Origin of the sequence: Lampropedia cohaerens, from assembly GCF_001005215.1 — a bacterium.
GTDB classification, from domain to species: Bacteria; Pseudomonadota; Gammaproteobacteria; order Burkholderiales; family Burkholderiaceae_C; genus Lampropedia; species Lampropedia cohaerens.
On the sequence record NZ_LBNQ01000013.1, the window covers coordinates 17134 to 43368 of the forward strand.

10 protein-coding genes and 1 CRISPR repeat array are annotated in these 26235 nt (G+C 62.4%); of the genes, 2 read left to right on the top strand and 8 right to left on the bottom strand.

What is annotated here, in order from left to right; translation table 11 throughout:
• The first annotated feature begins 27 nt into the window (after positions 1 to 27).
• Positions 28 to 5826, top strand: a complete 5799-nt coding sequence (locus tag AAV94_RS03145; protein WP_046740882.1) for a hybrid sensor histidine kinase/response regulator — start codon at positions 28 to 30, stop codon at positions 5824 to 5826.
• A complete protein-coding gene (locus AAV94_RS03150) occupies positions 5827 to 6264 on the top strand; it encodes a DUF1841 family protein (RefSeq protein WP_046740883.1) in 438 nt (145 codons plus the stop codon).
• Here AAV94_RS03150 and AAV94_RS03155 read toward each other — a convergent pair.
• From AAV94_RS03155 to cas1f, 8 genes are all read right to left on the bottom strand, one after another.
• Positions 6261 to 6704, bottom strand: coding sequence for a hypothetical protein (locus tag AAV94_RS03155; protein ID WP_156167962.1), 444 nt, complete (start codon positions 6702 to 6704; stop codon positions 6261 to 6263). The two genes, AAV94_RS03150 and AAV94_RS03155, sit on opposite strands and share 4 nt — an antisense overlap.
• A 188-nt stretch (positions 6705 to 6892) precedes the next feature.
• Complete coding sequence (locus AAV94_RS03160) at positions 6893 to 8122, bottom strand: MFS transporter (protein ID WP_046740885.1); 1230 nt, start codon at positions 8120 to 8122, stop codon at positions 6893 to 6895.
• 140 nt (positions 8123 to 8262) lie between these two features.
• Positions 8263 to 17112: direct repeats of the CRISPR family, unit length 28 nt; unit sequence TTTCTGAGCTGCCTGTGCGGCAGGTCAC.
• Between the two features lie 130 nt (positions 17113 to 17242).
• Positions 17243 to 17809, bottom strand: coding sequence for a type I-F CRISPR-associated endoribonuclease Cas6/Csy4 (gene cas6f, locus AAV94_RS03165; RefSeq protein WP_046740927.1), 567 nt, complete (start codon positions 17807 to 17809; stop codon positions 17243 to 17245).
• Positions 17810 to 17823: 14 nt separating this feature from the next.
• Positions 17824 to 18843 (bottom strand): type I-F CRISPR-associated protein Csy3, encoded by a 1020-nt coding sequence (gene csy3, locus AAV94_RS03170; protein WP_046740886.1) that lies wholly within the window; start codon positions 18841 to 18843, stop codon positions 17824 to 17826.
• A 30-nt stretch (positions 18844 to 18873) separates the two neighbouring features.
• Positions 18874 to 19953: a type I-F CRISPR-associated protein Csy2 gene (gene csy2 / locus AAV94_RS03175; RefSeq protein WP_156167965.1), complete on the bottom strand. Its 1080-nt coding sequence runs from the start codon at positions 19951 to 19953 to the stop codon at positions 18874 to 18876.
• Between the two features lie 17 nt (positions 19954 to 19970).
• Positions 19971 to 21341, bottom strand: coding sequence for a type I-F CRISPR-associated protein Csy1 (gene csy1 / locus AAV94_RS03180; protein WP_046740887.1), 1371 nt, complete (start codon positions 21339 to 21341; stop codon positions 19971 to 19973).
• A gap of 344 nt (positions 21342 to 21685) precedes the next feature.
• Entirely contained in the window at positions 21686 to 25219 is a 3534-nt protein-coding gene (gene cas3f / locus AAV94_RS03185; protein WP_046740888.1) for a type I-F CRISPR-associated helicase Cas3f, read from the bottom strand.
• Entirely contained in the window at positions 25216 to 26220 is a 1005-nt protein-coding gene (gene cas1f / locus AAV94_RS03190; RefSeq protein ID WP_046740889.1) for a type I-F CRISPR-associated endonuclease Cas1f, read from the bottom strand. Before cas1f ends, cas3f begins: the two co-directional genes overlap by 4 nt.
• Positions 26221 to 26235 lie beyond the last annotated feature (15 nt).

Genomic DNA, 26235 nt, shown 5'->3' on the forward strand with positions numbered 1-26235 from the left:
CGCATGCAGGCGCGACGAGCCTGAGCCATGAACACTACACCGCGTAGCAACGACTCCCTTCAGGAGCAGGACCTGGGACCGCTGGCCTGGGTGCAGGGCGAAATGCGCCAGACCTACGGTCAGGCCGTCGATGTGCTGGCCGCGTTCGCCGCAGGCACGGCGGACGCTGCGGGGGCGGATGCGCCTGACGGGCTGAGCGAGCAGGCCCAGGAGTTCGCGCGCGCCAGGACGTTGATTCACCAGACCACCGGGGCGCTGGAGATGGTCGGGGCGTTCGTTCCCGCGTACGTGCTGCGCCAGGCCGAACAGGCCGTAGCCCGCATGGCCCAGCATCCGCAGCTGTGCACGCCCGAGGCAGTGGCCGCGCTGCGCGCAGGTGGCATGGCGGTGGCCGACTATCTGCAGAATCTGATGCAGGACCCGGCGCTCTCGCCCGTGCTGCTGTTTCCCGCCTACCAGGGCCTGTATGACCTGACCGGCGCCTCCCAGCCAGCCAGTCCTGCCGATCTCTGGCACCTGGATGGCGACCTGCGTGAACCGGAGCTGGAGTTGCCTCAGCGCGCCATTGCGCCCAGCAACCGCGTGCGGCAGCTGCTCGACCATGCCATCCTGTGCATTGTCCAGGGCCACAACGAGGCCGGTGCCGGCGAGGATCTGGTCAAGCTGTGCCTGGGTCTGGCGGCGCACCATCGGGCTTTTCGCGAGCGTACCTTCTGGAAGGTGGCAGCAGGGTTCTTCCAGGGCATCGCCATCGGCGCAATTCGCAACGATATCTACGTGCGCCGGGCCGCCACCCGCGTGCTGGTGCAGTACGCCTCGCTCATTCAGGGGGATACCCACATCACGGCGCGCTGGATGCAGGACCTGCTGTTCTTTTGCAGCCAGTCCGGCAGTGTTGACGCAGCCCGCGCCCCCGTGCTGGCAGCGGTGCGCCAGGCGTTCCGGCTGGAGCGCTTCCAGCCGGTCGACTACGACACCAACCTCTTTGGCGCCATCGCACCGGAAGACAAGCAGGCCCTGCAGCAGCTGCTCAAGGAACTGGCCGATGGCTGGGGCAGCGTCGTCGATGGCGCGCTCGCCCAGCTGGCGGCTGTGACCGCGCAGTTCGAGGCCCTGCAGCAGCGCCTGCCGCAGCATTTTCCCGGCGCCGAGGCGCTGACGGCCACGTTGGTGCAGGTGGCGCAGGCCTTGCACAAGAAGCAGGCCAAGCCCTCGCCCGAGCTGGCCATGGAAGTCGCCACCACCGTTCTCTACCTGCAGGCCATGCTTGCCGATGCGCGCATCCGCTCGGAGCAGCTGCCGCAGCGTCTTGGCGAGCTGACGCAGCGCCTGCGTGCCGCCGCGGGCGAGGGCCACAGCGAACCGCTGCCTGGCTGGATGGAGGACTTGTACAGCCGCGTCACCGATGCCGACACCATCGGCAACGTAGTGGGGGAGCTGCGCGCGCAGCTGGCCGAGGCGGAAAACCATCTGGATCGGTTCTTTCGAGATCCAACGGATGCGGCGTCCCTTTCACAGGTGCCGGGCATTCTCTCGCGAGCACGCGGCGTGCTGGCCGTGCTCGGGCTGGTTGCTGCCACCAAGGCCATCGCACAGATCAACAGCGATATCCAGCAGCTCATTGATGCCGGCGAGCACGGCCAGTGGAAGGCCGATGATCCGCGCTTTGAAAAAATCGGCAGCAACCTCGGTGCGCTCAGCCTGCAGGTCGACATGCTGGCCTACCAGCCCGCGCTGGCCAGGGATCTGTTCGTGTTCGACAGCGCGGCAGGTCGCCTGCAGCCATTGATGGGGCGCCTGAAGGTCTACGAAATCGGCGGACGCGATATCTTCGATCAGGTGCAGGAGTCCAGTGTCACGCCCGGCGAGCGCGAGCTCGACCCTGCCTACGGCGATGACCTGCCGGCCGCGGCCACGATCGAGGTCGCGCCTGCGCCTGCCGCGCAGGCCAGGCAGCCCCTGCCGCCTGCCGCCGCGGCGGCCGATGCGCAGGAGGAGGATGACGATCTGCTTGCCATCTTTCTTGAAGAAGCCGAGGAAGTCCTGCAGAACGGGCAGGGGGCGCTGGCTGCCCTGGCGAGCACGCCCGCCGATGTGGCGCAACAGACTACGCTGCGCCGCGCCTTTCACACCCTCAAAGGCAGCTCGCGCATGGTCGGACTCAAGGAGTTTGGCGAGGCCGCCTGGGCGATGGAGCAATTGCTCAACAGCTGGCTGGCGGAGCAGAAAGCCTTTCATCCCGACATCCACTTGCTCTGCACCCAGGCGCTGACCCAGCTGCAGCAGTGGACACAGGCCATTGCCGCGCAGCAGCCAATCGACCGATGGCAGGCACAAGACTTTGCGCACAGTGCCAGGGCCATGCGCGAGGAGGGCCAGTACATCCCGCTGGCAGCCGACGACACACACGCATCGCCAGCTGCGCCAGAGCAGGCGCAGGACGATGACCTGCGCACAGCCGTGGCCCAGCTTGACGACGGCGACACCCAACTGGAGCAGGCCATCTCCGCGCAACAAGCGCAGCCTGCGCACGCCGCCTCCGAGGCCGCGGCTACCGAGCCCTTGCAGCTGCCCGATGCCTTCGAGCAGCCCGCCTCTGCGGCCGACGACGATCTGGCGGCCACGCATACCTTGCTGGGAGCGCTGGAAGACAGCCTGGCCGAGTCGGAAGAAGCGGCCGAGCGCTGGGGCCTGGCCTTCAAGGACACGGAGATCGTCAGTGACGAACTCTTCGCCGAGGATGCCGTGCCCGCTGCACCGCAGGTGGACTTTTCCGGCGACGCCAGCCTCCTGGAAGACCTGGACGCGCTGGCCGCATTGCCTGTGCCGCACATCGACATACCGCTGGCAGAATCTCTGCCAGAGCAGCCAGAGCAGCCAGAGCAGCCAGAGCAGCCAGAGCAGCCAGAGTCTGCGCCCGCACCAGAATCACAGGCTGAAGCGCGGCCGGATGAGGTCGATGCGGAGGAACCTGTTTTCCAGGCGTATCAGCCCGCAAACGCAGGTGCCGACAGGGATGCCGAGGCGGACGAGACGACGGACCGCCTGCTGCAGGCGCTGCAACTGGCGCAGGAGCTTGAGCAGGGCGTGCAGAACGCGGCAGGCGCGTTGCCGGTACCCATGGTGGCGCGGGCCCATGCCCTGGCGGCCGTTGGCGCCGCTATCGCTGCGGCGCCACGCTTTCATGCGTTGCTGCAGGCGCTGCAGGCCGCCATCACGCAACTTGCTGCACAGGCGCCGGCGGCCGAGCAGCAGGCCCATCAGGTGCTCGCAGAGGCCTTGCAAGAGGTGCAGTCGGTGCTTGATGGGATCGTGGCGCGCACCAGCCGTGGCGACGAGGTGCCCGATGCGCTGATCGCGCAACTGCAGGCGCTGGCCATGCCCACGGCCGATGCGTTGGACGAGCGCGGCGCGGCGGAGCCGACCCACGAGAGAGTTTCTTCGCGGGCCGAGGCTGCGCCTGTCCCGCTGGAGCCGGTGGACCTGGACCTGTTTCCGATCTTCGAGGAAGAGGCGCTGGAGCTGCTGCCCCGGCTGGATGCTGCGCTGCACCGATGGGTGGAGGCGCCCGCAGCCTTCGACGCGCGGGCCGAAGCCCTGCGTGTGCTGCACACCCTCAAGGGCAGCGCCCGGCTGGCTGGCGCCAACACCATCGGTGAACTGGCGCACCGTTTTGAATCCGACATCGAGGCCATCGAGCCCAGCGCCGGTGCCGCAACGCTGCTGACGGAGCTGTTGACCCGCCTGGGTGAACTGCGGGCCCGCTTTGACGCGCTGCGCCAGTCCCTGCTGGCTGGCACCGAGCGTGTGCCGGCCGTGGCCACACCCTTTGTCGCGCCGGTCAACGTCGCCGTCTCCCGACCTGCGGCACCCGCGCCAGAGGCCGCCCAGCCTGCAGTGCCGGAGATGGGCCAGCCGTTCACCGATGGCATCCCAGGCCCAGTGCCGCTGGTGGTGCAGCACGGCAGCAAGCGGCAGGACACGGTGCGCGTGCGCAGCAGCCACATCAACCAGCTCATCAACCAGGCGGGGGAGCTGCAGATCTCACGCAGCCGTGCCGAATCGCGGCTGCGCCAGCTCAACGCCGCCCTGGAGGGCATGACGGTCGATCTGGACCGCCTGCGCCAGCAGCTGCGCGAGCTGGAAGTGCAGACCGAGACGCAAATGCAGTCGCGGCTGGCCCAGGGCCGTGAGGATGACAGTTTCGACCCGCTGGAGCTTGACCGCTTCACCCGTGTGCAGGAGCTCACCCGCATGATGGCCGAGACCGTCAACGACGTCGCCACCGTGCAGCGCAGCCTGCAGGCGGCCATGCTGGGAACGGAAGATGACCTGCTGGCGCAGGAGCGCAAGGGCCGGGAGCTGCAGCGCGATCTGCTGCGCACCCGCATGGTGGAGTTCGACAGCATTACCGAGCGCCTGCAGGCCGTGGTGCGGCAGGCCGCCGCGGACAGCGGCAAGCAGGCCGAGCTGGTCGTCGAGAACGGCAGCATCGAGATGGACCGGGTGCTGCTTGAGCGGATGATGGGCAGCTTCGAGCACATTCTGCGTAACTGTGTCGGCCACGGTATCGAGCCGCCCGCGCTGCGCGAGCGCCGCGCCAAGCCTCCAGTGGGCCGCATCACGTTGCGCATTGAGCAGGAAGGCAACGATGTGGCGATCTCCTGCAGCGACGATGGCGCCGGGCTGGACTTCGAGGCCATCCGCCGCAAGGGCGTCGAGCGCGGGCTGATCGGTGCGGGGCAGATCGTCTCCAACAAAGAGCTGGCCAACCTCATCTTCATGCCTGGCTTTACCACCGCCAGTGCACTGACGGGCCTGTCGGGCCGTGGCATCGGCATGGATGTCGTGCGGGTGGACGTGGCGGCGCTTGGCGGCCGCGTGGAGACCAGCAGCGAGCCGGGTGTGGGCACCACCTTCCGCCTTGTGATGCCGCTGACGACGGCAGTGACCCAGGTCATGCTGGTGCGCGCCGGCAAGCTCACCGTGGGGGTGCCCGCCAACCTGGTCGATGGCATCGAACGCATCGACGTGCAGGCGCTTGATGACGCCTATTCACGTGGGCAAATCAGCCTGGATGGCCGGCGGGTGCCGTTTTTCTGGGCCGGCGCCATCCTGCAGCACAGCCCGCGTTCGCAGGAGCTGGACGGCAAGACCGCCTCCGTCGTGCTCGTGCGCAGCGCGGCGCAGCTGGTGGCCATCCATGTCGACGAGGTGCTGGGCAACCAGGAAGTGGTGGTCAAGAATCTGGGGCCGCAGCTGTCGACCCTGCCGGGCCTGGCGGGCATGTCCGTGCTGGCCTCGGGCGCGGTGCTGCTGGTCTACAACTTCATCGCACTGGCCAGCGTCTATGGTGAGACCGCCCTGCAGCTGCAGCGGCAGCAGACGGGCGAGGGCGCGGCGAGGCTGCCGATCGATGACAGCGAAGGCCATTCAGACGTGCCGTTGGTGCTGGTGGTGGACGACTCCATCACCGTGCGGCGCGTCACGCAGCGCCTGCTCAAGCGTGAAGGCTACCGCGTGGCGCTGGCCGCGCATGGCGGGCAGGCCCTCGAGGCATTGCGGCAGGAGCGTCCGGTGGTGGTACTCTCGGACATCGAGATGCCACAGATGGACGGCTTCACCTTGCTGCAGCACATCCGCAGCGATCCGGCGCTGGTGGACCTGCCGGTGGTGATGATCACCTCACGCACGGCGCAGAAGCACCGCGAGCACGCCCGCGCGCTGGGCGCCAACCACTATCTGGGCAAACCCTACGCCGATGCCGAACTGCTCGCACTGGTGCGCAAGTATGCCGAGGTGGCGCGAGTCCAGGAGAAGGTCTGAATGTTTCAACCCAGCCAGGAAGAGGTGCGCAGGTTCTTCTGCAGTGTCTACGCAAAGGCGCAGGCCGGCGCGCCGATGGAGGCCATCGAGACGCTGGCCAGCCTGTGGATCGCCGAGCATCCCGAGTACCACGCCGATCTGGCCGATGCCGATGCGGCAGTGGCCCGGCACTATGACGCTTCGGCGGATGGCCGCAGCAATCCGTTTCTGCACCTGTCCATGCACCTGTCGATCAGTGAGCAGTGCAGCATCGACCAGCCCGCCGGCATCCGTCAGGCGGTGGAACTGCTGGCCAGTCGCCTCGATTCCCTGCACGAAGCGCACCACGCCGTCATGGAGTGCCTGCAGGAGATGCTGTGGCAAAGCCAGGTCCACCAGCGCCCGCCAGATGGGGCCGCCTACGTGGAAGCGGTGCAGCGCCGCGCCACGAGGTTCTAGGTGCCGTTTCGCGCGTCCAGCAGGTAATCTACCGCACCGGCTTGCCGGATTACCACCGGAGCGGCCCTGCGCAGGCTCTGCTTGTCGCGCAGCCACACCACATCAAAGATGTCGATGCCCAGTTGCGCGGGCGCCTGTGTGGCCAGGAACCGCTCGACCTCCTGCTGTGAGGAGGCATGTAGCGTCAGCGGAGCGTAAAGACGCACCAGAAGAACGGCCTGGTCATTGCCAGAGGGCATGACCCAGATCCGATAGCCCAGATTCAGCGCGCCGGTGCGGACCATGGCCTCGGCAAAAAGGCCGGTCAAAGCCTTGCGCTTGTCCTCCCAGCTGGCGTCGGCGGCAATCTGGGACGCCGAATGGGTGCCAGCGTCCGCGCTGCCCGAGAAAGGGTGCCAGAGTTCAGTCTTGCACCATAGCGCAATAAGGGATCGAGACAAAAAGGAAGTGGCGTTCCAGCGCATAGACTGCAGGCGAATCAGGACGGCGAACTGCAACACCGCTGGCAACGCATGGCAAACGGTCAAGCAACTTTGTCAAACATTGTGACATTTTCCGTGCCGCTTCGCAGCAACGGCGGAAAAACGTGCTTGCCAGCAGGGCTCTGCTACCACGCTGGGGAGACGCCTCAGCCTTGCTGTGCGGAGGGAGTGGCCCAGCGCCGCTGGCTCAGCAGCAGGCCCAGCCAGACCGCGCCGAGCAGGCCGTTGACGGCAAAAACGCCCGCTGCGCCCCATTGCGTCATCAGCAGGCCGCCGGCAAATCCCCCTGTGAAAAGGCCCAGGGACTGCAGTGTGCTGTACGCGCCCATGGCAGAGCCGCGTGACTGCGTGCGCGCCAACCGCGAGACCAGACTGGGCTGCAGCGCTTCCAGCGCATTGAAGCCGCAGAAGAACAGAAACAACAGAACGCCTAGCATGACCAGCGTCGACAGTCCGGCCGATATTCCGGCGTGACTGACTGCGGCCAGGGCCAGCTGTGAGACCACCAGTAACGCGACACCCAGCAGCAATGCCCATTGCACCCGGCCGCGTCGCTCCAGCGAGAAAACTGCGCCAAAGCACACGACCGAGGCGGCAATCGTTGGCAAATACAGTTGCCAGTGCGCAGTGGCAGCCAAACCCGCCTCTACCAACAGCAGCGGAACGGCACTCCACATCGCCATCTGCATGGCATGCAGGATGAATACCCCCGCCTGCAGCCGCCACAGCGCGCCGGCAGTGCCGGCAACAGGAGGGCGTTGCAGCGCCTGCGACGCAGCCGAAGGCACGGCATGGTCCGGTCCGTCCTCATGCGTGGCAGGCGCTTGCGGCACCAGCCACGTCAGCACCGCAATACCCAGCAGTGCCAGCACGGCAATCAGCCAGAACAGCCCCGCCAATCCGATGCGTGCGCCCAGCCACGGTCCCAGCACCAGCGCCAGGGAGAACGTGGCACCGATGCTGATACCCACCAGCGCCATGGCCTTGGTGCGCACCTGCTCCCGCGTGTGATCGGCCAGCAGCGCCGTCACGGCCGCCGAAACCGCTCCGGCGCCCTGGAAGGCCCGACCGATGACTAGGCCCCAGACCGAATCGGCCAACGCCGCCATCACGCTGCCGGTGGCGAACACCAGCATGCCAAACACGATCACACGCTTGCGCCCGAACCGGTCAGACGCCAGTCCCATCGGCCACTGCAAGGCAGCCTGCGTCAACCCATAAATGCCCATCGCCAGTCCGATAAGCCGGGCGTCATCGCCGCCGCGATAGTCCGCAGCAGCCAGCGTGAATACCGGCAACACCAGGAACAGGCCCAGCATTCGCAACGCATAGATCGACGCCAGCGCCCCGCTGGCGCGGCGCTCGTTGGCAGTCATGGCAGTGGAGGAGGGATGCAAGGCTCAGCTCGATTCATGGAAAGTGCGCATTCTAGGAGCGCACAGAAAAAAGCGGGAGAAGCCAACGCAGCCAATGCTGCAATGAGCGTGGAGACGACACCGATGCGGACGGAGACGACCTTCTGAGCTGCCTGTGCGGCAGGTCACGAACTGTTTGCCAAAAACCGCGCCCCATTAGATTTCTGAGCTGCCTGTGCGGCAGGTCACACTGAAGGAGGCGATACAGGGTTTCGCTGACGTTTCTGAGCTGCCTGTGCGGCAGGTCACGCGCAGGCTCATTGCTTCCCCCTTGCTCTGATTTTCTGAGCTGCCTGTGCGGCAGGTCACTGATCCTGCGGCACGGCTTCACCCTTTCGGTATTTCTGAGCTGCCTGTGCGGCAGGTCACCCAGACATCCTCATAGAAAGCGGCCTGCACATTTTCTGAGCTGCCTGTGCGGCAGGTCACGTAGGTCAAGCCAGCGTATTTGATCTGGTAGTTTTCTGAGCTGCCTGTGCGGCAGGTCACTCGGAAGAGCCCACGCCGGATTACTGGCCGTGTTTCTGAGCTGCCTGTGCGGCAGGTCACAGCATCATGCGCGCCCAGGCGTGGAACAAAACTTTCTGAGCTGCCTGTGCGGCAGGTCACGCGGCTATGTTGCGCACGATGCTCGATCAGATTTTCTGAGCTGCCTGTGCGGCAGGTCACAGCGAGCGGCGCTACATGTTCCGGCTCGATGCTTTCTGAGCTGCCTGTGCGGCAGGTCACATGACGGCTGTTCGGGCAATGATGTTTGCCGATTTCTGAGCTGCCTGTGCGGCAGGTCACCTGGAATGCTCAAGGAGATCACGACCCCATACTTTCTGAGCTGCCTGTGCGGCAGGTCACAGCTGATCGGCACGGCCACCCGGACGGCCATGTTTCTGAGCTGCCTGTGCGGCAGGTCACCTTTCTTACATGAGCACTCTTCAGGACCGCATTTTCTGAGCTGCCTGTGCGGCAGGTCACTGACCGAGCGCGTGGAGAAGGCGAACGGCGAGTTTCTGAGCTGCCTGTGCGGCAGGTCACGATGGCGGAGCACCACGCGCAGAGGCCCGCGATTTCTGAGCTGCCTGTGCGGCAGGTCACAACAAGAGGCGACATTCAAGAAGTATCGACTCTTTCTGAGCTGCCTGTGCGGCAGGTCACGCGATCAGATTTCCGCCCCATGCTGGCACACTTTTCTGAGCTGCCTGTGCGGCAGGTCACAGGCCGCTGATCCTGCTGACGAACCTGGGCATTTTCTGAGCTGCCTGTGCGGCAGGTCACCTCTGCCGATGATCCTGTCGCCTTCTTCCAGTTTTCTGAGCTGCCTGTGCGGCAGGTCACGCTGGCGGCGCGGCCAATATCGCATCCGCTCGTTTCTGAGCTGCCTGTGCGGCAGGTCACAACGCCCGGCCCGCACCGATAACCGAGATACATTTCTGAGCTGCCTGTGCGGCAGGTCACCATGCGGTCATCCACCACGTCGCGCTCTTGCATTTCTGAGCTGCCTGTGCGGCAGATCACAGGCCTGACTTCGGCGGGCTTGCCCGCCGCTTTTTCTGAGCTGCCTGTGCGGCAGGTCACACCAGAAGTCGAACCCGACCACCACGCGCCCATTTCTGAGCTGCCTGTGCGGCAGGTCACCTGCCACAATCCCCCCCATGCCCTCCCGAGAATTTCTGAGCTGCCTGTGCGGCAGGTCACATCTCATCCGCGACGTGGCGGAGGCTCGCGATTTTCTGAGCTGCCTGTGCGGCAGGTCACGGGTCCTGAGTAAATTTGCCCCCGGCATCTGATTTCTGAGCTGCCTGTGCGGCAGGTCACCAGGACAACCGCCCGCGAGGCGGTTTTTTAATTTTCTGAGCTGCCTGTGCGGCAGGTCACCTCCGCGCTGGTCGGCGATGAGGTGTCGATACTTTCTGAGCTGCCTGTGCGGCAGGTCACGCAACAGGCGTTGCCAGGGTTCGTCTACTGGCTTTCTGAGCTGCCTGTGCGGCAGGTCACCAATCCGAACCCTTATCTCGAAGCCCTCTACTTTTCTGAGCTGCCTGTGCGGCAGGTCACGCTGATGACCCGTTCTACGACCGCCAGGTGGATTTCTGAGCTGCCTGTGCGGCAGGTCACCTGCGCTGTCATGACTTCTCTCCTTGGGATAGTTTCTGAGCTGCCTGTGCGGCAGGTCACCACGAAAAGATCGGAGAAATCTGCCGCGCAGTTTTCTGAGCTGCCTGTGCGGCAGGTCACCTTTGTCCGCGGCTCGGTCATGATTCGTCCAATTTCTGAGCTGCCTGTGCGGCAGGTCACATTGCCGCTACATTGTGTATGTCGATGAAAGTTTTCTGAGCTGCCTGTGCGGCAGGTCACAGTGCAAATCATGATCTGCGGCGTTCCATGCCTTTCTGAGCTGCCTGTGCGGCAGGTCACATCTACGTCAAGTAGCAATGCCACCTTGCGCTTTTCTGAGCTGCCTGTGCGGCAGGTCACGCTTTGACGGTTTCGACGGCAAGCCGTGGCTTTTTCTGAGCTGCCTGTGCGGCAGGTCACTGTACTGACTGCTCATGGCCCCATTCCTTACGTTTCTGAGCTGCCTGTGCGGCAGGTCACTTCAGGAGAAGGCGAGCGGCGCAAGCAGGATTTTTCTGAGCTGCCTGTGCGGCAGGTCACCAATTGAGACTGTTTCAATCGAGTATCAGCCCTTTCTGAGCTGCCTGTGCGGCAGGTCACAGGCAATCAAACGATCATCATGACAGAGTGAATTTCTGAGCTGCCTGTGCGGCAGGTCACACATCCACACCATTAACTTGACCAAGGGTGTGTTTCTGAGCTGCCTGTGCGGCAGGTCACGAATACGGTGAATTCGTCGAAGCTGAAGATTATTTCTGAGCTGCCTGTGCGGCAGGTCACGACAATCCAATGGATCTGGTCTACAGCCTGCTTTTCTGAGCTGCCTGTGCGGCAGGTCACTGTACGCCGATCTGATCGAAACGCCTGTTGATTTTCTGAGCTGCCTGTGCGGCAGGTCACGTTGCGCACGGCGCTGAGTAATTGCAGGAAGTTTTCTGAGCTGCCTGTGCGGCAGGTCACGATGCCACTGCAACTGCTGCAATCGATTCATCGTTTCTGAGCTGCCTGTGCGGCAGGTCACATCCTCGCCTGCAATGACCCTAAGGTCAGCCATTTCTGAGCTGCCTGTGCGGCAGGTCACGGCGCATCCTGGCAGGTCTCCGCGTGATCGCATTTCTGAGCTGCCTGTGCGGCAGGTCACTCTAGGTGGCCTTGACGGCTATTCTTCGGCATTTTCTGAGCTGCCTGTGCGGCAGGTCACGCAGAGCTGCGCCGCCAGTCCGATGCGCTGCATTTCTGAGCTGCCTGTGCGGCAGGTCACATTGCAGCGCTGCGCCGCGATCTCGCGCATGCTTTCTGAGCTGCCTGTGCGGCAGGTCACTGGGCACGTGGCCTGGCGTGGGTTTCGCCCGTTTTCTGAGCTGCCTGTGCGGCAGGTCACGGACGACGTGCTCTCAGAGGAGCCCGCCCAGTTTTCTGAGCTGCCTGTGCGGCAGGTCACCAGACGCTGTTTTTTGGCACATCCCCTAGCGTTTTCTGAGCTGCCTGTGCGGCAGGTCACGGGCGTAGCGTCAAACCCTCCTGATCGTTGCATTTCTGAGCTGCCTGTGCGGCAGGTCACAACGATGGAACCGCCGCGCACACACCAACAAGTTTCTGAGCTGCCTGTGCGGCAGGTCACATTGCGCAGATGACCGCTGCTGGCCCGGTGCATTTCTGAGCTGCCTGTGCGGCAGGTCACATCGCCCGGCCAATCAACTGGTCGTGCCCGATTTTCTGAGCTGCCTGTGCGGCAGGTCACTGCTAGAGCAGGGTCGCGTGCGCATGCCTGGATTTCTGAGCTGCCTGTGCGGCAGGTCACTACCCGACGCGGTCATGATGGCATTAGTCGAATTTCTGAGCTGCCTGTGCGGCAGGTCACAACATCGGGGAATTCACGCTGCGCGGCCAGCATTTCTGAGCTGCCTGTGCGGCAGGTCACCGCAGACGTGCGCGCAGCGTCTCGGGATGAATTTTCTGAGCTGCCTGTGCGGCAGGTCACGGCGGCCAGAAGTGTTGTTTGCAGTCGTTGAATTTCTGAGCTGCCTGTGCGGCAGGTCACTGCCAGAAGGCCAAGCGCACTGTCCGCATCGATTTCTGAGCTGCCTGTGCGGCAGGTCACGATTTCATGCTCATGGAGTACAACATGATCGTTTTCTGAGCTGCCTGTGCGGCAGGTCACCGGAATCCCCGCGCGCGCAGTTGCTCGGTCACTTTCTGAGCTGCCTGTGCGGCAGGTCACCCGGTACAGTCGATCAAGACGGCCAGTGAGAATTTCTGAGCTGCCTGTGCGGCAGGTCACCCACCGATACCTGTCAACCTCGGGACGGTGGATTTCTGAGCTGCCTGTGCGGCAGGTCACACTCTTTGCCGCCATCCAAGCAGCACCAACCATTTCTGAGCTGCCTGTGCGGCAGGTCACGCTGCGGTGCAGGCCCGACTGGATGCGTTGGATTTCTGAGCTGCCTGTGCGGCAGGTCACCCGGATGAGCGGCGTGAGCATCGTGCTGCTGCTTTCTGAGCTGCCTGTGCGGCAGGTCACACGGTGGCCGCGCCCGCGCCGCCCTATCCCAATTTCTGAGCTGCCTGTGCGGCAGGTCACGCCACGGCGGAACATTCATCATCACAGCCAACTTTCTGAGCTGCCTGTGCGGCAGGTCACATTCTGACATTTTCCGACGCGATTCCTCTGATTTTCTGAGCTGCCTGTGCGGCAGGTCACCGCCGCGTGTGGACGAAACTGAGCCGGGCCAATTTCTGAGCTGCCTGTGCGGCAGGTCACACGCCGAGCGACGTGTACTACATGGGTGCGCATTTCTGAGCTGCCTGTGCGGCAGGTCACGCCGCTGCGGCCTGGACGTACTGATCGACGTTTTTCTGAGCTGCCTGTGCGGCAGGTCACTGCTTGTCGCAAATAAGCAGGCAGTCCGGTATTTTCTGAGCTGCCTGTGCGGCAGGTCACGCCACGTGGCTGCATCCTCAATCGTTTCCAGCTTTCTGAGCTGCCTGTGCGGCAGGTCACTGCATCGGTGGGCGTGGGGTCAATGTGATGCTTTTCTGAGCTGCCTGTGCGGCAGGTCACCGGCAAGGCCCACACCGAAAAAAACAAAACGTTTTCTGAGCTGCCTGTGCGGCAGGTCACGACCCGCAGGCCATCGCACGCGCGGTGCGGCATTTCTGAGCTGCCTGTGCGGCAGGTCACTCTGCAAACCAAAGTCACCACGAATAGACGCATTTCTGAGCTGCCTGTGCGGCAGGTCACGCCCGTTTTGTGGCGGTCCTGCGTCTATTCGTTTTCTGAGCTGCCTGTGCGGCAGGTCACGAGTCGCAAAGGGATTAATGGCTGCTCCTGCTTTTCTGAGCTGCCTGTGCGGCAGGTCACGTTTTGCCCGCGCCAGGCGAGCCGGTGATGATTTTCTGAGCTGCCTGTGCGGCAGGTCACCAGAGCAAGCCGGGTAGTTTGCGCTTGGTCTTTTTCTGAGCTGCCTGTGCGGCAGGTCACAGTACAAGCGCACGATCTACACCAACATCAACTTTCTGAGCTGCCTGTGCGGCAGGTCACAAACATCTCCGCACTTGCGAGCGGCCCCAAATTTTCTGAGCTGCCTGTGCGGCAGGTCACACCTGTTCAATCTGTTCTTGATCGGCGGCGGTTTTCTGAGCTGCCTGTGCGGCAGGTCACACGGGCTACGTCATCCGCGAGGCGCTGGGCGATTTCTGAGCTGCCTGTGCGGCAGGTCACGGCCTCATCTGCTGCGATGGGGCGCGCGTCAGTTTCTGAGCTGCCTGTGCGGCAGGTCACTCGTTGAGCGCCGCGCGGGAGGAGGTGACCATTTTCTGAGCTGCCTGTGCGGCAGGTCACCCTGGGCGACGGCATCATGGCCACCGCAGACTTTTCTGAGCTGCCTGTGCGGCAGGTCACAGGAGGGACTGTGGCATTGGCAGCTGCCGTTATTTCTGAGCTGCCTGTGCGGCAGGTCACGGCATCCTGCACGCTGACGGCACCGCCGATCATTTCTGAGCTGCCTGTGCGGCAGGTCACAATGAGCGAGCCGCGCTAATCGTTGAGCTGCTTTTCTGAGCTGCCTGTGCGGCAGGTCACCCAGGCCATCAACTGGCAAATCACCCTCTAAATTTCTGAGCTGCCTGTGCGGCAGGTCACCGATGGTCGCGCCAGATACCGAAGGCCGCCAATTTCTGAGCTGCCTGTGCGGCAGGTCACAGCCTCACCCTGCGCGAGGAACGCTCCGACGATTTCTGAGCTGCCTGTGCGGCAGGTCACGACGCCGCCGCAGCCGCCGAGGAACAGGGCCATTTCTGAGCTGCCTGTGCGGCAGGTCACTCGGCGACGACCTGACCTACGACGAGCAAAACTTTCTGAGCTGCCTGTGCGGCAGGTCACGCTTGTCCGGCATGGTGGGCGCCACGTCGCATTTTCTGAGCTGCCTGTGCGGCAGGTCACTTTCGACGGCAAGCCGTGGCTTGGTCTTGATATTTCTGAGCTGCCTGTGCGGCAGGTCACGTTTTGCTCATTGCATCAATGGCCTTGCCATATTTCTGAGCTGCCTGTGCGGCAGGTCACATAGATAATCAGCAGCAGGCCGCCAGCTATGATTTCTGAGCTGCCTGTGCGGCAGGTCACACAAGCAACGTGGCTACGTCAGCATCCCTGAATTTCTGAGCTGCCTGTGCGGCAGGTCACAACGTCCAGCGCGTGTCGGCCCCTTCCAACATTTTCTGAGCTGCCTGTGCGGCAGGTCACGTGCGCTTGTACTCTGCGCCGGTATCAGGATCTTTCTGAGCTGCCTGTGCGGCAGGTCACGATGGCATTAGTCGAAGGCTGCGCATCGATGCTTTCTGAGCTGCCTGTGCGGCAGGTCACGATCTGGCGGGCCTTTGTGCACGATCGGCAGCTTTCTGAGCTGCCTGTGCGGCAGGTCACCAGAGCAAGCCGGGTAGTTTGCGCTTGGTCTTTTTCTGAGCTGCCTGTGCGGCAGGTCACTCCATCTGGTGCACCACATCCGTAAACCGCCGGTTTCTGAGCTGCCTGTGCGGCAGGTCACCGAATGCGCGGGCCATGGCCGCAGTGCGGTCATTTCTGAGCTGCCTGTGCGGCAGGTCACTCTTTTGGTGCGAATTGGTGCTGAACGGCATCTTTCTGAGCTGCCTGTGCGGCAGGTCACGGCATGTACTACCAGCGCAATCAGCAGAAAAATTTCTGAGCTGCCTGTGCGGCAGGTCACAGTGGGGGTGACGGCATCCATGTCGGCCCTGGTTTCTGAGCTGCCTGTGCGGCAGGTCACGGGCTCTTGTGCGGTGGGTGGAACGTGGACACTTTCTGAGCTGCCTGTGCGGCAGGTCACTGCGTGCGCTTTAGTCAACGTTCCGGGCTTGATTTCTGAGCTGCCTGTGCGGCAGGTCACTTGCAAAATCTGAAGTTCCGCTTCCCGTGTCATTTCTGAGCTGCCTGTGCGGCAGGTCACGATGTTGGTCATCAGCGCCTGCATCTCCAGCTTTTCTGAGCTGCCTGTGCGGCAGGTCACGATAGATCCGCGTTCCACGCGCCCCGCTCGCATTTCTGAGCTGCCTGTGCGGCAGGTCACCAAGTTGCGCCTCAGATCGGCTTGACTGCAGATTTCTGAGCTGCCTGTGCGGCAGGTCACTCATCAAACGATTTTCCGTGCGCCTCGATCGCTTTCTGAGCTGCCTGTGCGGCAGGTCACGGGGATAGGCGCTTGGTCATGCCATCTCCGTATTTCTGAGCTGCCTGTGCGGCAGGTCACCAGGATTTGGTCTTCCAGGGTTTGCAGGTATTTTTCTGAGCTGCCTGTGCGGCAGGTCACTGGCGATGATATGGCAGCAAAAATGTCTGACATTTCTGAGCTGCCTGTGCGGCAGGTCACCATCACCCCCGCCGATGGCCAGGCCATCACATTTTCTGAGCTGCCTGTGCGGCAGGTCACTATCGACGGTCGAGCTGGTCAGAGAAACAGATTTTCTGAGCTGCCTGTGCGGCAGGTCACTTGCATTACTCATCGTTTGCGCTCCCGGTGATTTTCTGAGCTGCCTGTGCGGCAGGTCACCAGCAGCAGATGTCGTTCTACCTCGAATCGATTTTCTGAGCTGCCTGTGCGGCAGGTCACTCCAGGCGGTCTGTTTTCGGCCAGTATTTGTATTTCTGAGCTGCCTGTGCGGCAGGTCACATCAATTCGGAGAGACTCGGAAACTCTATATCTTTCTGAGCTGCCTGTGCGGCAGGTCACCGCAATAAAGCGCGGGCCAACGCCCTGCGCGTTTTCTGAGCTGCCTGTGCGGCAGGTCACGCTATCTGGATACTCCGTTTAGTTCCCCATCCTTTCTGAGCTGCCTGTGCGGCAGGTCACTTCCTGCATGAGGCCAGGACTTACAGCTACAATTTCTGAGCTGCCTGTGCGGCAGGTCACAAGCAATTTTTGCGCTTCCTCGACCATCTCTATTTCTGAGCTGCCTGTGCGGCAGGTCACCGCATCATCTCGCGGTACGAATGCGACCACATTTTCTGAGCTGCCTGTGCGGCAGGTCACATTGTCCTTCTGATTGGTTTGTTTCTGGATCTTTTCTGAGCTGCCTGTGCGGCAGGTCACAGTGGGATGTTGGTATCTGGATGAAGAATGCATTTCTGAGCTGCCTGTGCGGCAGGTCACGGCATGGTCGCGGCGCACGGCATGCCGGATGATTTCTGAGCTGCCTGTGCGGCAGGTCACCCGGGTGGCCGAGTTTGAGCCGAATTCTGATTTTTCTGAGCTGCCTGTGCGGCAGGTCACGAAGCGGTTGCTACCACTTTAACGCCCCTGGTTTTCTGAGCTGCCTGTGCGGCAGGTCACTAGATTGTAAGTCGCTCAATCCATTGATTTTTAAAGAACAAGTCCAATGACCAGGCAAAGCACCCAAATACTTGGGTGTTTGCTAAGTGCTTGATTTTGCTGGATGCTCAGATGGCATCAGGAAAAAGGGTCAAAACCACGGCACGGTAGCGGTGGCGCTGAGTCCGTACGTGTTGAAGGTGCCGCCAACGGCTTGAGATGTTGGCGCGCTGACTTTCACAAAGAGTTGGAATGACTGACCGGTGCTGCTGCTGCGAATGTGCACGAACGGCAAATCGGGCTTGCGTTCGATGTCATCCGGTATGGCTGCGGCGGCCTGGTCGGCGGTTTCGCCCTTGCGTTTGATGCGGCGGCGGCGCAGGCGCTCTGCGCTGGTTTTGAACTGGCGGCGCTGTACGGTGCAGTGCTTGGCATCGGCGGGAGCGGCTTGCATGGGGCTGAGGCGCACGTGATCGCGCATGCCGGCGAGCCAGTTGCTGCCCATCAATGCATCCAGTGCAGCGGCGCTGCCGTGCAGGCGCAATACCGGGCCTATGGCGCGCGGTATGCGGCTGTAGTGTGGAAAGCTCACGCCGATGTCACCAGCGGCCCTTTGCACCAGCGCGCGGTGCAGCTTGGTGTAGAGCGCTCCCATGAGCATGCTTTCGGCAAATTCCGGATCCGGCAGCACGCGGATGTCGATGTAATGCGTGGTCATGGCGCTGACCTCGCTCAATTGCCTGCATCGCCAAACACACCGCCACGGATGAGTACGGCCATGACGAAGTGTTGCTGCTCCAGCGGTGCTACTTTGTCCTTCAGGATCCAGTCGTCCAGCAGGTTGTAGAAGTCCAGCTTTTGCTTGGGCTGCCGATAGGCCCTTCCCTGCGTGGTGACGGAGCCGTAGGGTTCCACTGCAATGGGGCCCAGTTCACTGGCGCCTTCGTACCAGTCATCAATGCTGCGGATGGCATTGCCCAGCTTTTGTGAATGGATGGCAGCCACGTCACCCACGTGGTAGAGCGTTTTGCTCTTATCCCCGCGGCCGCGCTCCAGAATCAGCTCCTGCGATGGGAAGACTTCCTGCCCTTTTCCTAAGCGGGCGTAGGCGGTGATTTGCAGCAGCACGTGCTGTTCACCGGCCAGCCCTTGTGCGATGAGAGCGGCCAGCGCGTCACGGTCACCGCTGGCGCTGCCGGCGTCGAAGTTGCGCAGGCTCAGTTGCAGCGCATCAAAGGTCCAGCTTTGTGTGGCCTTGCCTTTTTCGAGTCGTTCAATGGTCACTTGCACCTGTTCGGCGCCCACGCGGTTGCGCCACAAAAAGCGGCCATTGGCCAGGTTGTGTGCGTAGCGCTTGGCCAGCTCGCCAAAGCCGTTGGCTTGCACATAGCTGGCAACCGTGGCCACCAGCTTGGCCTGGTAGTCGGCGTTGTTGCAGGCCGATGGCGTGCCTGTGCCTGGCAGCACGCGCAAGGTGAAGCTGACTTTCAGCGTATCGGCATCGGCAGGCAATGTGGCGACATCCACCGTTTGCAGGTTGGGGTTTTCAATTGCGGCATCCAGTTTGGCGGGGTCCTGGTCTTTGGTTTTCAGGCGGTTGGAGATGGTGCCGCGTACCGATTTCTCGCGCAGGCCGATGGCTGCCCATTGCGCGGTTTGTTCCCTTGCCTCCCATTGGCCTGCGTACATCAGGGCATCGGATGGATCGAGTTTGCGTTCAAAGGCGAGGACGGAAGCGGTTTTCAAAGACATGGTGGTTCCTTTCGGTTCAGCAATTTCAAGTCAATGTGGTGCGATGGGTGATGGGTTATCCGCAGTCGATTCCGTTGCCGCACTGCCATACGGCGCAAGGGCTGCTTCCGGCGCGTCATGCTCAGGTTCCGGTGGCACGTAGCCGCTGCGCGCTCGGTACAGGCCGCGCTCGGGCTGGCTGTCCGCCCACCACAGCAAATCACTGATGTCGCGCATGCGGTGCGGGCTCACCCACTGGCCTACCGAATACAAGCTCTCCACAAACCGGAATGGCGTTGTGCGATCTCTGGCGTTGGCGACCAGCCCGGGCGCGTACAGTTCAGACAGCGCGCCATACCCTACTGGGATGGGCACCAGCCAGCCAGAGCCTTGGGGGCGATCATGGGACCAGACGATCTTGGGTTGGCCGTTTGCCTGCTCCTCCTCATGGCTGCGCCAGTTGAAGCGGGCCAGATCCAGCCAGGCATCCAGGGCTGTGGCATTGGCATCCTGCGCTTGCAGCTTGGCCAAGCGCTTGACCAGCAGGTCATCACGGCCCACCAGCGCAAAACCGGGTAGCAGGCGGCGGCGCAGCAGGCGGAACTGTCCGGCGCGTTTCTCTGCATCGGCCTCCATCAAAATGAGCGACGGCGTGATGGATTGGCCCGGCTGTGGCCTGTGGTGGATGACTGAGCCACCCGCAATGCGCATGGTGCTAAGTAATTCTCGAATCTTCCACGCCAAGGCTTGGCGCGCCGCTGCATCGGTCGTGAAGGGGTTGTCGGCAGCTTCCTGATCGACGCCGACCTGGAACACCAACGAGATATCCAGGTGAATGCGGCCTTCCTCGACGATGGCTGCGGTGCTGCCGTCTTTCTCAACCGGGTTGCGCGTCAAACGGAAGGTCTTGACATAGCCATCGTTGACCTGCTCCTCGTGCCAGTGGCAGACCACGCCTACCTTCTCAAAAAACAGACAGTCGGTTCCCGCTTCCACCAGCTTGCGCTCCAGCGCCCATTGCAGACCCAGAAACGCCGTGATGGAGGGAAAGCCATGCGTGAGGGGGCTGGAAATCGCATTAGCGTTTTGCACGCGCAGGTGCGGAATCACCAGCAGCCATTTGTTTGCCATAGCATGCAAGTCCTGTGTCATGGTGCATTTCCTTTGCGGCTGGGGATGTACTGCGGCGCGGCATTGGCAGTGCGCGCACTGTGCAGGGTGCTGGCCCAGCCGCCCTCGCCCTCATCAAGCAACAACTCTTTCTGCCACTGGCGGTGCTCTGCCTCGCCCACTGGTAGCTTGCCTGCCAGTTGGGCATTGAGCCAGTTGCCAAAGCGATGGCCGATTTGCGCCGGCCAATCCATGGCCTGCCACTGCGCGTTGAATTCCTCGTCGTGCTGCGCGCGTTGCGGGTTCAGCCAGAGTTGCTCGGCAGCCACCAGCTTGCAACGCGCATCGGCCGTCCAGGTTTCGCCATAGGCTTGAGCCCATTCGCGCTGAAGTTCAGCGGCCATCAGTACCAAGTCATCAATCAAGCCGGCCACATGCTCATCCACCTGACGGCGCGTCTCCGTGTTGGCTGGCGGGTCGGTCAGCAAGAAATCCAGCAAGGCTTGGATGCCAGCCCTGACGCCCTCGCGATGCAGCAGCACCTCATCAATCACCGAACGAATGCCCCAGGGCGCACGCAGACGGCTGCGCCAGCTTGGCGGCAGGGACGCCAGCAGGTAGTTGTTGCCACCGCGCTCGCTGTTGAGCTGCGAAATATTCTGTGGCTTGGTGCCTCCCAGCTTCTGCACGGCCAGCTGGGGGTAGTCACGAAAGACGCCATCGTGCATCTTTCCTTCGCGTCTGGCGGCGCGGGCCTGCTTGTTGGCTTCACCAAAACGCGCCTCTTGCACGTCCTGGTACACGGCATGGGCCAGCGAGGTGGCATACAGCGGTGCCAGCAGGTGGTAGTCCTCATCGGCACTGGCGTCGCTGCCAACCATCCAGTAGAGCTGTTTGGCGCGGGCGTGGCTACTGATGCCCGCGCCTCGCTCCTGAGTGAGGCTGATAAAAGCGCTGGCCCATTCCTTTGCTTGCTGCTCGTCATCACTCAACGCGTGCAACGCCGCGTCATCACCTGCAAGCAACAGATCAAGCAAGCTGATGCCATCAATGTCAATTTTCAGGAATTTATAGACATCAAGTGCAGCGGCATTGCCCACGACGTCGCTGGAGAAGTTACCCGCTAGTGAATGACTGCCGACCAGCTCGTGCTGAGGCAACTGTGTGGGCGTTCTGTATAGGTTCGTGCCGCGCGCATCCGGATGAATTGGCTTGAGTGCGTGCGTGACGGCCTGAATCTGTTTCACGCGGCGGGCAGCATCCTGTAGCCAGGTGGCCGGCTGAAACTGTGCCTCCAATGCAACGCGTTTGGGATCGTCGATTGCAAGCTTGCTCAGTTTGTCCTGCAAACGGTCATGCAAGAACGTCTGAATGGCGCTACGAACGCGGAGAGTCTGTTCCGTAGGCATGGGGATTCCTTCCGAGGAATTGAAGAACTGTAGAGTTCCGGAGCGGCGCTGCTGTGGCACTCGGACGAGACGGAGTAATTACCTCACGCGTTGACGCGCCGTCCTGATTGAGCTCGATTCTATGGAGATTTGTAACCGAAATCAATTCCAGTAAACTATCACTTTAAAATCTAAAATTTCACCTCCCTTTCTCCTTCTGTAGAGGGTGCCCATACTGAGTTCAGAAACTGCGGGTAACGATCCCTCACGCCTCCGCGCTGTGACCTGCCGCACAGGCAGCTCAGAAAAGTAAGCGATCGCTTTAACTTGCAGTGTTACCTGCCGCACAGGCAGCTCGATTGCGGCTATTTCGCAGCAGTAAACCCCAGCGCCGGATGCCACCGCCAGCCCTGCGTGCTTGCGCGCAGGCTGAGGGTGGCATAGCGTTCGGCAAAGTCCTGGATAGCCAAGCCCATCGCCTCGGCTTGTGCCTGCATGGCGTGCCAGAAGTCGGCATGCCCATTGCCCGCTCCCCACGGTGCAATGCCGGGGCCGTTGACGGCACTGTCGGAAATGCGCTCCAGCAATGGACCGTCGACCAGCACATAGAGCTGCTCCCATTTTTTGTCGCCTTCAGCCACGCGGTAGAGCAGGTAGCCGTCCTCATCCTCGTTGGGGCGCAGCACCAGATCAACGTATTCGGTGTGGTCCTGTCGGAACACCTGGCTTTGTTGCATGGCGCCGCTCAGTTGCACCGTTGGCCAATGCCAGAAGGTGCTGGCGTTGAGTTCTGCAGGCGGAGCCGGGATCTGCATGGTGGATGCGGCTGCGGGTACTGGTGTCGCAGCGGATCGATTCTTGCGCCGGTGGCCTGTTGCGGCCGCAGGCGCCGGGGGCAGCATTTGCCGTTCCATGCGGATGTGTTCCAGATCCACCAGATTGCCGCTGGGGCTGCGCTGATCGGCCGGGCGTGGCAGGATGCGGGGCCTGGCATCGACCACCAGGCGCTGCTTGGCATCCAGCAGGTTTGCCAGCAGCGCTTGCAGCTGGTGCGGCTTGAGCGGGAAATCCGCGCTCTCAAAGCCCGGGCGACAGAAGGCCGGCTTGCCGGGTTGCTGGAAATGGCGCAGATTGGTGTCGCAGATCAGGATGTTGGGCGTGGCTACCGGCTTGTTGGTGCGGTGGCGCAGCACGCGGCCAGCCAGTTGAATGAGCGAGCGCATGGACGATGGCTCCACCACGGCCCAGTCGTAGTCGTGATCGCGGCCGACCTCTGTCACGGGACTGCCCAGCACGATGAAGAGCTGATCGGCCGCAACGTTCGCATCAATGGCTTGCCGAATCTCTGGAAGATCAAAGACGGCGTTTTCGTCGCGGCGATTGAGCGCTGCATCCAGACGCTGCTCCATGGCCGAGCGCGCAAACAGCGGGAACTGTGAGTGGTACACGCACAGATGCATGCGCACCCCTTGTGGCGCGCCCAGCGAAAACATGGCCAGGGCCACTTCGTACAAAGGCGCAATGTTGGCCATGCGTATCAGGCCGAAGCTGATGCGCTTGGAACTGGCGGGGTCGAGACTGTGATGCTCGCGGTGTAGCGCCAACGCCGCATCGCGCAGGTGCTGCGCAAAGCGCTGGTGGCGTTGTGGTTCGGTCAGCTCGTGGAAGCCGTCTGGCATCGGCAAGAGCTGCGCCCATTTGCGTGGGTGGGTTTGCACTTGTGCGGCGAGTTTGGCGCTGCGCCTGGCCACGAAAGAGGCATGTGCGGCCGCAAAGCTGCCGGCATCGGCGCATTCGGCGTCATGCTGCTGGAATTCATCCACCCACAGGCAGGCAATGCGTGGGGCTTCAAGTGGGCGGGCGCTGCGGTTGTGCTGGTAGTGCTTGCGCCCGGCGCAATAGGCTTGAAACAAACCTTCCACCAGTGCAGGCGGCAAGGTGGCCGATGACAGCAGCACGCGCGCGCCCAGCAAGCCTGCCCAATGCACCAGCCGTGTCAGTGCGGGCAAGTCGGCGATGTCAAAGTCGTCGGGCTCATCCAGCACCAGATCCCCGCTCATCAAGCGCAGCATGGGGACGATTTGCTTGCCGCCCCGCAGGCTTTCGGTGGCGGGCGTCAAGTGATCGACGGTGCAGACCAATAGCGGCGCCGCCAACAGCTTGCGCGCCGCGTGGTCATGGCTCAGGTGGTGCAGGATGGGGTGTTGGTCGTTGCCTTCAAATACGACATGGCTGCTCTCGTCGGCCAAGTCTTGGCGCGAGGCCGAACCGCTCTGCTCGGCCTGCGTTTCGTAGTATTCAAACAACTCCCGGCTGGCCGCGCCGCCGACTTGAATGGCCAGATCGTCATCGCCCAGCCCCAGGTCTTGCTGAAAGCTGCGGCCAGTCTGCAAAGTCAGCGTGCGCAGCCCCATTGCGAAGGCGCAGCGCAAGCCCTGCTGCGGGTTGGCCAGTGCGTTCATGATCCGGGCGTTGCCCAAGGTCTTGCCGCACCCGGTTGATGCCATGTTGACGATGAATGCGCCGTGCTCCGCAGCGTGCGTGCGCACGCTGGCGGCCAGATCGGACGCTTTGTCTTGCCAGCGAAAGCGGGCGACTTCGCTGCGTTTTTTCAGGCCCCGGTGGTTGCGCAAATGCGCCAGTTGGCGATTCAAGCTGGGGAAGGTGTGCACCAACTGGCTGGCGTGGTGCTCCACACCCAGCAGGTGTTCATCCAGCGCTTGCAGACGTTGGCCGGTCTTGCGATCGGTGTTGGCAAACAGCGGGTAGTTCTCCTCGCCTGTCACGCGCAAGCCGGTGTCCTCAAGGCCGGAATAGTAATGGTCGGCCAGCATCAACGCCAGGCGCGAGAGGTGCATGACGTACGGATTGGTCAAGCACATTGCTGCCGGTTCACTGCAGAGGCGCGTTGGGCTTGCAGCGCTTTCACCGCTGGTGGAGGCCGTGGTCTGCCGAAGCATGGCCTGGGCAGCACGTGCGGCGCGCCTTCGCCAGGCATCGGTGCTGACAGGCAGGCCGTTGGAGAAGCGCCAGTAACTCGCAACGGCCGCCATATCGCGGGCATGAAAGGGCTCGTTCCACTCGGCATTCAGGCGCTGGAGCAATTGGTGCAGATCGGCGGGCTGCACGCTGAACTGGCGGCCATGGTAGAGCCGCGTGTTTGCGTCCACCATTTCGGTGGCGCTGTATGGCGCGGCAGGCAGGCGGTGGTGCGTCAAGACCAGCCATGCCACGGCCTGTGCCAGTGGTGGCAGTACGGCAAAAGGGTTGTGTGCTGCGGTGATCTTCGCATCCAGGCCATCGCGCAGCAGATACTCCTGGCCTAACCATCGGTCACGCCAGGCATCGGCATGTTCGATGGTTCCAGCATGGGCCAGAGCGTGCAGCCATGCATGGTCGTCCTCCAGCCCGCAGGAGGTGACAAAGGCCTGAAACAAGCGTACCGAAGCCCATTCATGGCGGTACAGATTCTTTGTCTTCAGCTCGCCTTTGAGGCGGCTTTGAAAAGCATCGCTGGCCTTGCCCAGGTCGTGCATCAACGCGGCCAGCGCCGTGAGCTGTTGCATCAAACGCAGGCTGTTCCAACTGTTTTCATCATCGGCACGCAGCACATCACTTTCGGTACTGTTGGTGGGCACCGTTCCTTCTTCGTTGAATTGGCGCGCGTCTCCCACGATCCACAGCAGCTCGCTGTGGTTCTTGCCGCCAATGCGGTGGCAGGCCACGGCGGTGTTTTTGCGGGCGGTCTGGCGCAACAGTTTGCGCAAAGTGTCCAGCCCGGCCTGGGTGATAGGGGTCTGCCAGGTGCGCTCGCCCTTGCGTTCGGCAAATTGATCGAGGATGCGGCGGGTTTCGGTCAATGCCCGTTTGCTGCATTGGGAGATCAGCATTACGTTCATGGCTTGGCCTCTGCATGGGCGCTGTCGACCAGCCGGGCGGTGCGCATGGCAATGTCCTTGGTGCTGTCGATCATGAAATCCAGTGATTCGCTGCGCGTCAGCGCTTCAATACAGTTGCGGCGAAATTGCTGCTCATCATCGCCGCGCATGGCCGAGAGAAAGGCCTGCGGCAGGATGGCGGCGTCCTTCACCAAGTCCGCCACATCAAACACCAGTCCGCCGCGCCGCGTTTTGCCGTGCAGCACTGCCAGTCCGTGCGGCAGGCCGAGTACCCAGCAGCAGGTGGCCCCCAGGCCGTAAGCCAGGTAGTTGCCATGGTCCAGAAAGCGGTTGGCAGGATCGGTGCCGGTGCCCCGCTTGGCACGGGTGAAGTCACCATAGCCTGTGGCATCGACGGCAAGTTTGAATAGTGCTTTGGTCAGCCGCGCCTCCTCAGTGAGCAGGGCCGTGGTGTCCTCGGCGCGCGCTATCTCGCGTTGTGTGCGGGCGATGAGTTCTTCCAGCCTGGCGGTGTCTGCATCAAAACCGGCGTCCTTCAAACTGCGGTGGCTCCACTCCATTTGGAGCCGCTGCATGCGGGCGGTTTGCAGGGCCTTGGCAGCCATCAGGCGCAGTTCATCGTCAAACCAGAAACGCACCCACGCCTGCAGGTATTCGGTGGGGCGGTACTCGCTTTGCGGTGTGAGCCAGGCCACCTCCACATCCACTTCATTGGCACTGAACAATGGCGTGCCGCCCCCGCCGCAAAAACCCACCAATACGCCCGCCTTGGCCAGCTCGCGCATCGCCGCCTGGGTGATCGAGGTGCCGGTGCCCAGCAGGATGCTGGTGGTGTTGGCAATAGGAATGTTCCAGTACAACTGGCGCTTGCCGGCGTCGGTGACGTATTCCACACGTCCGCCATTGACCAGTACCCGGCAGTGCTCCAGGTAGTAGATGTTGGCCCGCTTGGAGTGGAGGATGGTCTTGAGGTCGGAGGCGGCAATGTCGGTGTGGGCCATGGGAATTCCTCGATC

Coding starts and splice junctions, on each gene's coding strand:
- csy3 (WP_046740886.1), bottom strand. CDS start 18,843: ATGTCTTTGAAAACCGCTTCCGTCCTCGCCTTTGAACGCAAACTCGAT.
- cas1f (WP_046740889.1), bottom strand. CDS start 26,220: ATGGCCCACACCGACATTGCCGCCTCCGACCTCAAGACCATCCTCCAC.
- AAV94_RS03160 (WP_046740885.1), bottom strand. CDS start 8,122: ATGACTGCCAACGAGCGCCGCGCCAGCGGGGCGCTGGCGTCGATCTAT.
- csy1 (WP_046740887.1), bottom strand. CDS start 21,341: ATGCCTACGGAACAGACTCTCCGCGTTCGTAGCGCCATTCAGACGTTC.
- cas3f (WP_046740888.1), bottom strand. CDS start 25,219: ATGAACGTAATGCTGATCTCCCAATGCAGCAAACGGGCATTGACCGAA.
- csy2 (WP_156167965.1), bottom strand. CDS start 19,953: ATGGCAAACAAATGGCTGCTGGTGATTCCGCACCTGCGCGTGCAAAAC.
- AAV94_RS03145 (WP_046740882.1), top strand. CDS start 28: ATGAACACTACACCGCGTAGCAACGACTCCCTTCAGGAGCAGGACCTG.
- cas6f (WP_046740927.1), bottom strand. CDS start 17,809: ATGACCACGCATTACATCGACATCCGCGTGCTGCCGGATCCGGAATTT.
- AAV94_RS03150 (WP_046740883.1), top strand. CDS start 5,827: ATGTTTCAACCCAGCCAGGAAGAGGTGCGCAGGTTCTTCTGCAGTGTC.